This is a genomic window from Sphingomonas segetis, from assembly GCF_009720245.1.
GTDB lineage: Bacteria > Pseudomonadota > Alphaproteobacteria > Sphingomonadales > Sphingomonadaceae > Sphingomicrobium > Sphingomicrobium segetis.
Map to the genome: position 1 here is coordinate 1 of NZ_WJSQ01000139.1, position 7278 is coordinate 7278.

General features: G+C 65.6%; 11 protein-coding genes. 3 read left to right on the forward strand and 8 right to left on the reverse strand.

Annotation, left to right across the window (positions count from 1 at the left end; translation table 11 throughout):
• Positions 1–89: 89 nt before the first annotated feature.
• Together GH737_RS11795 and GH737_RS11800 are read left to right on the forward strand one after the other, a co-directional pair.
• Entirely contained in the window at positions 90–1040 is a 951-nt protein-coding gene (locus GH737_RS11795; protein ID WP_230558786.1) for an aldehyde dehydrogenase family protein, read from the forward strand.
• Between the two features lie 62 nt (positions 1041–1102).
• A complete protein-coding gene (locus GH737_RS11800) occupies positions 1103–1531 on the forward strand; it encodes a CBS domain-containing protein (protein WP_155265007.1) in 429 nt (142 codons plus the stop codon).
• Between the two features lie 31 nt (positions 1532–1562).
• Here the strand turns inward: GH737_RS11800 and GH737_RS11805 are convergent, their stop codons facing one another.
• The 5 genes from GH737_RS11805 to GH737_RS11825 are packed head-to-tail and all read right to left on the reverse strand — an operon-like array spanning position 1563 to position 4071.
• Positions 1563–2111 carry a F0F1 ATP synthase subunit B family protein gene (locus GH737_RS11805; protein WP_155265008.1) on the reverse strand — a complete coding sequence of 183 codons (549 nt, stop codon included), beginning with the start codon at positions 2109–2111 and terminating at the stop codon, positions 1563–1565.
• Positions 2104–2595 carry a F0F1 ATP synthase subunit B family protein gene (locus GH737_RS11810; protein WP_155265009.1) on the reverse strand — a complete coding sequence of 164 codons (492 nt, stop codon included), beginning with the start codon at positions 2593–2595 and terminating at the stop codon, positions 2104–2106. Before GH737_RS11810 ends, GH737_RS11805 begins: the two co-directional genes overlap by 8 nt.
• A gap of 18 nt (positions 2596–2613) precedes the next feature.
• A complete protein-coding gene (locus GH737_RS11815; protein WP_155265010.1) occupies positions 2614–2841 on the reverse strand; it encodes a F0F1 ATP synthase subunit C in 228 nt (75 codons plus the stop codon).
• Between the two features lie 29 nt (positions 2842–2870).
• The gene (locus tag GH737_RS11820; protein ID WP_155265011.1) at positions 2871–3644 is read right to left on the reverse strand and encodes a F0F1 ATP synthase subunit A; all 774 of its coding nucleotides are present in this window, start codon (positions 3642–3644) and stop codon (positions 2871–2873) included.
• 19 nt (positions 3645–3663) lie between these two features.
• Positions 3664–4071, reverse strand: a complete 408-nt coding sequence (locus GH737_RS11825) for an AtpZ/AtpI family protein (protein WP_230558788.1) — start codon at positions 4069–4071, stop codon at positions 3664–3666.
• Positions 4072–4144: 73 nt separating this feature from the next.
• Between GH737_RS11825 and GH737_RS11830 the strand changes: the two genes are divergently transcribed.
• Entirely contained in the window at positions 4145–4879 is a 735-nt protein-coding gene (locus GH737_RS11830; protein WP_155265012.1) for a DUF4163 domain-containing protein, read from the forward strand.
• Here GH737_RS11830 and GH737_RS11835 read toward each other — a convergent pair.
• From GH737_RS11835 to GH737_RS11845, 3 genes are all read right to left on the reverse strand, one after another.
• Positions 4867–5235 (reverse strand): YdbL family probable chaperone protein, encoded by a 369-nt coding sequence (locus tag GH737_RS11835; RefSeq protein WP_155265013.1) that lies wholly within the window; start codon positions 5233–5235, stop codon positions 4867–4869. The two genes, GH737_RS11830 and GH737_RS11835, sit on opposite strands and share 13 nt — an antisense overlap.
• Entirely contained in the window at positions 5232–5450 is a 219-nt protein-coding gene (locus GH737_RS11840) for a YnbE family lipoprotein (protein ID WP_230558787.1), read from the reverse strand. Before GH737_RS11840 ends, GH737_RS11835 begins: the two co-directional genes overlap by 4 nt.
• Positions 5447–7278, reverse strand: a 1832-nt coding sequence (locus GH737_RS11845) for an intermembrane phospholipid transport protein YdbH family protein (RefSeq protein ID WP_196233133.1), incomplete at its 5' end; no start/stop codon positions are given. The genes GH737_RS11845 and GH737_RS11840, both read right to left, overlap by 4 nt.

A 7278-nucleotide genomic window follows, 5' to 3' on the forward strand; every position in this document is an offset into this window, starting at 1 on the left:
GGCGTCCAATGGTGCCGAAACCGGCGCCCCGGCTAGTTCAACGGACGAATTCGCCCCTCCCGCATGCACTGTTCCGCGCCTCCCTCGTCTTGCCCCCGCTCAAGAGACAACAAGACCCCGATGCCGAGCCGCCGATCGCGGGCGGCGCGTTTCTGCCGCCGGTTCTCCTGCGGACCGACGATCCGTGGCGCACCGCCGCGGTCCACGATTGCGAGCCGTTCGGGCCGGTCTCGACCATCATGCCCTACAAGGACATCGCCGATGCGATCGCGCTCGCCAACCGCGGCCGCGGCAGCCTCGTGCTGTCGATGTTCAGCCACTCGCCCCACGCGGCGCGCGACTTCGTCCAGGGCGCCGCGGCCTATCACGGCCGGATGCTGGTGCTGAACCGCGACAATGCCGCCGAGAGCACCGGCCACGGCTCGCCGCTGCCGGTACTGGTCCATGGCGGCCCGGGGCGTGCCGGCGGCAGCGAGGAGATGGGCGGGGTGCGCGGGGTGAAACATTACATGCAGCGCACCGCGATTCAGTCCACGCCGGCAATGATCGCGGCCATCACCGAACAATATGTCCCCGGCGGGCCCAAGCACGTCATCGACGTGCATCCTTTCCGCCTGCGGATGGGCGAGCTCCGAATCGGCGATACATGGAAGACGGGCAGCCGGACCGTGACGCTCGAGGACATCGAGCATTTTGCCGAGTTCACCGGCGACAAGTTCTACGCGCACATGGACGACGAGGCCGCGAAAGCCTCGCCCATCTTCGAGGGCCGCGTGGCGCATGGCTACCTGATCCTGAGCTTCGCCGCCGGACTGTTCGTCGATCCCGATCCGGGGCCTGTGCTGGCCAACACCGGGCTCGAAAATCTGCGCTTCCTGACGCCTCTCTATCCCGGGGATTCGATGCGGGTCGAACTGACCGTCCGCTCGAAGTCGCTGAAGAGCGAAGAGACCGGTGTGGTGCGCTGGGCCGTGGATATCTTCAACCAGCGTGACGAGATGGTCGCGACTTACGACCTGCTGACGGAAAACGTGCCTTAAGGCGAGGAACGGCGCTCTCCGGCCGTTCGTTCTACCCACGGATTTCCCAAAGGAGAGCGACGATGAAAGTCAGCGAAGTGATGACGCGCGACGTCCAGACGGTGCGTCCCGACCAGCGTGTGCAGGATGCCGCGTCCTTCATGCTCAGCGCCGACGCAGGTTCGATCCCGGTTACCGATGGCGATCGGCTCATCGGAATGATCACAGATCGCGACATAGCGGTGCGTGGAGTCGCCAAGGGATACGGCCCCGACACGCCGGTGCGCGAGCTGATGACCGGCGACGTCATCTGCGCGCGCGATACCGACGAGGTCGAGGACATCGCCAGCAAGATGAGCGAGGCGCAGGTGCGCCGCCTGCCGGTGATCGACGATCAGGAACGGCTATGCGGGATCGTCAGCCTCGGCGACCTCAGCCGCGAAGCAGACGACGATTGCGCGTCGGAAGCGCTCGAAGGCGTCAGCGAGCCGGGCGGCCAGCACCAGCAGTAGTAACTGTACCCGGCGGAAGCCGGAGTACAGGTCAGCGCGCAGCGATCTCCTCGATCGCCTGATCGACGAGCTTCGCGTCGGTCGTCGCATCGTGGCGTTCGGCAATGATCTTGGCTGCGGCCTTCGCCGCAGCATCCGCTGCAGCCGAGCGGAGCTGCTCGACCGCGGAACGCTCCGCGGCCGCGATCTTGTCCTCAGCCATACGCGAACGGCGCTCGATCAGCGCCTCGGCATCCGTCTTCGCCTTGGCGACGATCTGGCCGGCCTCAACCCGCGCACGCTCGAGCAAGGCCTCGCGGTCCTTGTCGATCGATGCCGCCTTCTGCTCATATTCGGCCCTCAGCGCCTCGGCTTCCTTTCGAAGCGCCTCCGCCTCGGCGAGCTGGTCGCGGATCAGCGCGATCTTCGAATCGAGCGCGCGGCCGATCGCGCCCGGCACCTTCTTCCAAATGAGCAGCGCGAACACGACGAGCATCGCCACCGCGACCCAGCCGGCGGGATTGAGCCCGAGATAGGTCGGCTCCGCGTGCTCGGGGGCGGCTGGCTGGTGGACCTCCGCCTGGATGATCAGCTCAGACATTGAGCTCCGCCTTCACCGCGGAAGTGGCGTCCTTCTTATCCACGGCGATTCCCGCGAGTGTCCGGACCATTTCCTGCGTGGCTTCCGCCGCAACCGATTCGATCTCCGCGCGGGCAGCCGCGATAGCGTCGCGAATCTGTCCTTCGGCCGATTCGACTTTGAGGTTGATCTTGTCGGCTGCCTCTTTGACCCGCGCCTCGGTTTCGCGCGAGCTCTCGGCCTTGGCTTCCTGGGCGATGCGTGCGGCGTCGGCGCGTGCCGAATCCATCCGCGCGCGCCACGCTGCCTCGGTCTCATCGGCAGCCGCCCGCGCCTGCTGCGCAGCCTCGAGATCGCCCGAGATGCGTTGCTCGCGCGCGTCCACGGTCGCCTGGATCTTCGGGACCATGCCCCGGGCGATCACGAAGAAGATGAAGCCAAGCCCGATCGCCAGCCACAGGAGCTGGGACGGGAAGACTTCGGCAAGCTGCGACAGCTGAGGCATGGCGGGCCTGAACGATCCTTAGATCGCGTACAGGATGATCATCGCGACGGCGAACGCCATCAGGCCGAGAAGCTCGGCGGCAGCGAAGCCGATGAACAGACGGCCCTGCTGGCTGTCGGCCGCGGCGGGGTTGCGCAGCGAGCTCTGGAGGAACGAGCCGAACACGTAGCCGACGCCGATCGAAGCGGCACCGACGCCGATCGCCGCGAGACCGGCCCCGATGACCTTGGCAGAAGCGAGATCCATGATGTGAACTCCTTGTGTGAAACTGGTGGTTAGTGAAGGTTGACCGCGTCGTTGATGTAGAGCGCGGTGAGGATCGCGAACACATAGGCCTGGATCGCCGCGACCAGCAGCTCCAGGATGTTGATGAACGCGACGAACAGGAAGGCGAGGATCGAAACGAAGATCCCGCCGCCCGAGGCGTTGAAGCCCTGGACGATGAAGTTGCCGAAGATGTCGACCAGGATGTGTCCGGCGAACATCGCGATGAACGGCCTCAGGCCGAGGCTGAACGGCCGCACCAGGAACGAGATGAACTCGATCGGGAACAGCAGCACCTTGCCGATCCAGTGCACCCCCGGCGGAGCGAACAGCGAGAAGAAGTGCAGCCCATGCTTCCAGAAGCCGACCCCGAGCACGATCGCGAAGCTGATCAGCGACATCACGCCGGTGATCGTGAACTGGCTGGTGACGGTGAACGGATGAACGCCGGCGGCGGCAAAGGGCATGTTGCCCATCAGGTTGGCGAACAACAGGAAAACGAAGGCGGTGAACACCCACGGGAGATACTTCTTGCCTTCGGGGCCGATGCTCGCCTGGACCATGTCGTCGACGAAGCCGATCAGCCCCTCGACCATCACCTGCCATCGGCCGGGGACCAGCTGGCGCCTCATCCCGCCCATCATGAAGACGTAGATCGTCCCAAGGACGATCAGCATCCACAGCGCGCTGTTGGTGAAGACGAACGGGTTGCTCTCGTGGAACGAACCGAAGATCGGCTCGATCACGAACTGGTGCATCGGGTCGATTTTGGCTTCGGCAGCCACGCGTCCTAATCCCTATTCCTCAAGCGTCGGGCCTTCGGCCCGACGGGTTGTTTGCAATCCGAAAGACGTTCCAGACGCCGACCGCGAACCCTGCGAACAGCATCGCCAACATCAGCCACGGCTTCGTGCCGAGCATCTTGTCGAGCACGAAACCAATGATGAACCCGCCCGCGGGAGCACCGACGAGGTTGCTCAGCACCGCCTGGCCTGCCCGATAGCTCGAATCGGGCATCCGCCGCCGGTTCCGCTTGTCTTCCTCCTGCTGCAAACGGTCGAGCCGCTCATCGAGCGATTCGAGCCGTGCGTCTGGTGGAAGCTTCGGGACCTCGTCGCTGCCGTCCTCGGCCATGTCTCTCTCCTGTGCGTCGCCCCCGCCGAGAAACTCATGGGGCCAGGCAAGGACGAGGAACATGGCGGAAAGCGGCACCGCCAAGGCGCGGCCCCTTTATGAACCGGCGTCTGGATAGTCAACCGCGGCGAACGGCTGTAGCGATCGCGCCGTGAAGACCTCACACAAACCGCTCGCGGCGCTTCTACTCCTCCTGCCGGCGACCGCCGTCGCCCGCCAGATCGACAAGCCGAAGCCATACACCGCCCTCGGAGAAAGCGATGTCCTCGATTACCGCTACAGCTTCCCGACAGTGGTCGGTACCTATCCGGCGCTTCTGGCGAAAATCCGTGGTGATCAGGCCGACAGCCTTGCCCATGCGCTCGAAGAAGCGCGCGCCGGCGCACGCGCAAGCGCGGAACAGCACTTTCCTTTCCACCGCCACGACTTCTGGCGGGACTGGACGGTAGCCGGCAATGCCTACCCCCTCCTTTCGCTCACCTCACACACCGACTTTTTCACCGGCGGCGCGCATCCGAACCACGTGTCGTCGGCGCTGCTCTGGGATGAAAAGCGCGACGCTGAAATCGACATCGACCAACTGTTCGGGGGTGCGGCTCTACTCTGGAAGCAGATCGAACCGAGCTATTGCCGCAAGCTCGTAGCCGAGCGCCTCCGCCGCGAGGTCAGCACCGCGACGAGCTGCCCCGCGCGCAAGGATCTGACGATCGTGCCGGTGGACAGCGATTTTAATTATGCGTTCGACAGCCTGCGGATCATCGCGGACCCCTATGTGGCGGGAAGCTACGCCGAAGGCGCATACGTCATTTCCCTCCCGGTCACGCCGACGATGGTGGAGTCGATCGAGCCCGGTTACCGCGGTACGTTTGAAGCTCAGCGGCAGTAATCGGGCAGCGGCACCGGCTGGCCTGCGGCGTGCCGGCGCCACACCCGGTCGTTCAGCATGTAGGCCTCGCCCGCCGCGAGTTCAGAGAAGAGCTGGCACGCCGTAGCCAGTCCCACCACCTCGGGCGTCACATTACGCCGCGAGGCGAGGCCGATGTAGAGGTTGCGACGACGGATGTTGATCGCCGAGACCTGGCGCTGCACCTCCGCGGAGACGCTGCCGGCCGCGGCCATGTAGCCGTCGTAGCGCTCGCCGACCTGCCCGCCCTGGATCGCCTGAGTCAGGACCGGGGATTGGGCGGCAGCGGGAACAGCGCCAAGGGCGCACGCGGCGATCAGGACAAGGAGCCGCTTCATGGCCTCGTCGGAGCCGGCGGGAAGGCTTCCGGGTTCTGCTGGATCATCTGCTGCACGTCGGGCTGGAGCCGGACCACGACCTGCTGGCTGATGTTCACGTTGAGATTGATGTCGATCGGCTTCTCGGGCGCCTTGACCGTGATGCAGCCGGTCAGCGGCAACGCGGCGGCGACGCCGACCGCCAGCTGCGCGGCTCTTGTCCATGCATTTCTCACTGGGTTCCTCCGGGTGGTGGTGGCTGGATTGGCGGTTGTGTCGGGGCGGCTGGCTCGGTGGTCTGCTCCTCGTTCTTGGTGGTGCTCACTTCGACCTTGAGCGCCGGCGAATCGATCGGGAACGGCATCACCGGCGCGATCACCTGCGTCGGGTCCTTGAACGCCTTGGCCATCTGGATCAGCGCTCGGAACGGCCCGTTGATGTTGAGGTTCAGCCGGATCGGAATCTGCGAGAAGACCTTGTGGACCAGCCCGGCGACGAAGCCGTGGGTCTCGCCGAGCGAAACGCCGTCGATCGTCATGGCGGTTGCGAACTCGCCGGCAAGGTCGCCGTTCAGCCGCACGACCATCGATTTGTATTTGATGTTGCTGAGCAGGTCGAACACGATGCCGGTGGCGAGCCCCTCCGGCTTCGTCCCGCTGTATCTGAGCTCGCCTCCGGGTGGACGCGAGTCGAGCCGGCCGCCGACGATCCGCCCGCCGCTCTCGTCGAAGATCATCGGCAGCACCCCGTCGAACGTTCCGGTGATCTCGATCCCTTGAAAGCCGAGGCTATCGACGAACATCTTCGCATTGAAACCTTGCAGCTCGAACGTCAGCCGCTTGGCGCTCGGGCTTCCGAAGTTGAGCACCGTCTCGTGAAGAATCAGGCGGCCGCCCATGAACGGCCATTCGCCGCGCTCGACCTTCACTAAATTGTTGGGCAGCAGCTGGTAGCGGATCGCGCCGTTCTCGACGACGATGCCGGCGTTGATCGACTTGACGGTCGCGAGCTGGCCGGGCGCGGTCGTCATCTCCAGCAGGTTGGTGAAATGGATGTTGGTGCTGAGGCCGGTGACCGGGCCGAACGGCGCGGCGAGGTCCATGTTCGCGGTCGAAAAATCGCCGGTCGACGTGACCTCGCCGCCCGAGCTCCAGTTGATCCGCCCCTGACCCGTGACCGTTCCGTTGACCAGCGCGACGACGCCCTCGGTGAGCCGGGTCAGCTCCTCCGGCTGGAAGTTCGGGCCGAAGGTCAGGCCCGGCACGTCGAGCAGCGCGTGACCGGCGCCGGTCGACAGCCGGTGCTCGAGATCGACGTTTGTGACGAGCGTGCCTGTCTCAGGTTCATGGAGCGAGCCGTTGGCGCGGACCATGTCGTCCCCGATCGTCATGTGAACGTCGCCGCTGCGCAGCGGGTAGAAGCGCGGGTCCGAAGCGCGATCGGAGAGGGTGAGCCCGCCGTCCACGCTGAGCGTACTTCCGCGGTAGCTCCATTTCCCGCCCGCATCGCCGATGAGCAGCGGAACCGCGCCGATCGTCGCCTTGGCGCCGCTGAAATTGCCGTTCAGAGTCGAGCCGGCGAAGCTGCCGGTGAGCCGCGAGGCGTCGAACACGAGCGGCGATGCGGACTTGCCGAGCCGCAGCGCCAAACTGTTGAACGCGAACTGCTTGCCCGTGATCTGTCCGCTCGATGCCGCGAGGTGGAACGGCGAGCTGCCGAGGCGGCCATTCAGCACCGGTCCGCTAATACGCGCGCTGGCGGTCACCGGGCCGCCGTCGCGCTTGTACACGATCGCCGGGCCTATCGGGCACACCGGGAGCCGTGTCGGACCGAGCTGTAGGCTGCTCATTTGAAAGGCCTGGAAGCTGACGACGGCGCAGCCGGTGCCCACGGCGAATGCGCCGCCAGGGCCGAGGCGCCCATCGATCGGCAGCCGGAGCGCTCTCACCCGGCCATTGGGGAACGACCCGTCGAGCAGCGCCACCGTTCTGACGGCGGTCGATCCGCCGGGTCCCGGACCGAAGCGGATGGGCGCGAGCGTCAGGCGCTGGCCGCCCGCGCTGT

Coding starts and splice junctions, on each gene's coding strand:
- GH737_RS11800 (WP_155265007.1), top strand. CDS start 1,103: ATGAAAGTCAGCGAAGTGATGACGCGCGACGTCCAGACGGTGCGTCCC.
- GH737_RS11805 (WP_155265008.1), bottom strand. CDS start 2,111: ATGTCTGAGCTGATCATCCAGGCGGAGGTCCACCAGCCAGCCGCCCCC.
- GH737_RS11810 (WP_155265009.1), bottom strand. CDS start 2,595: ATGCCTCAGCTGTCGCAGCTTGCCGAAGTCTTCCCGTCCCAGCTCCTG.
- GH737_RS11815 (WP_155265010.1), bottom strand. CDS start 2,841: ATGGATCTCGCTTCTGCCAAGGTCATCGGGGCCGGTCTCGCGGCGATC.
- GH737_RS11835 (WP_155265013.1), bottom strand. CDS start 5,235: ATGAAGCGGCTCCTTGTCCTGATCGCCGCGTGCGCCCTTGGCGCTGTT.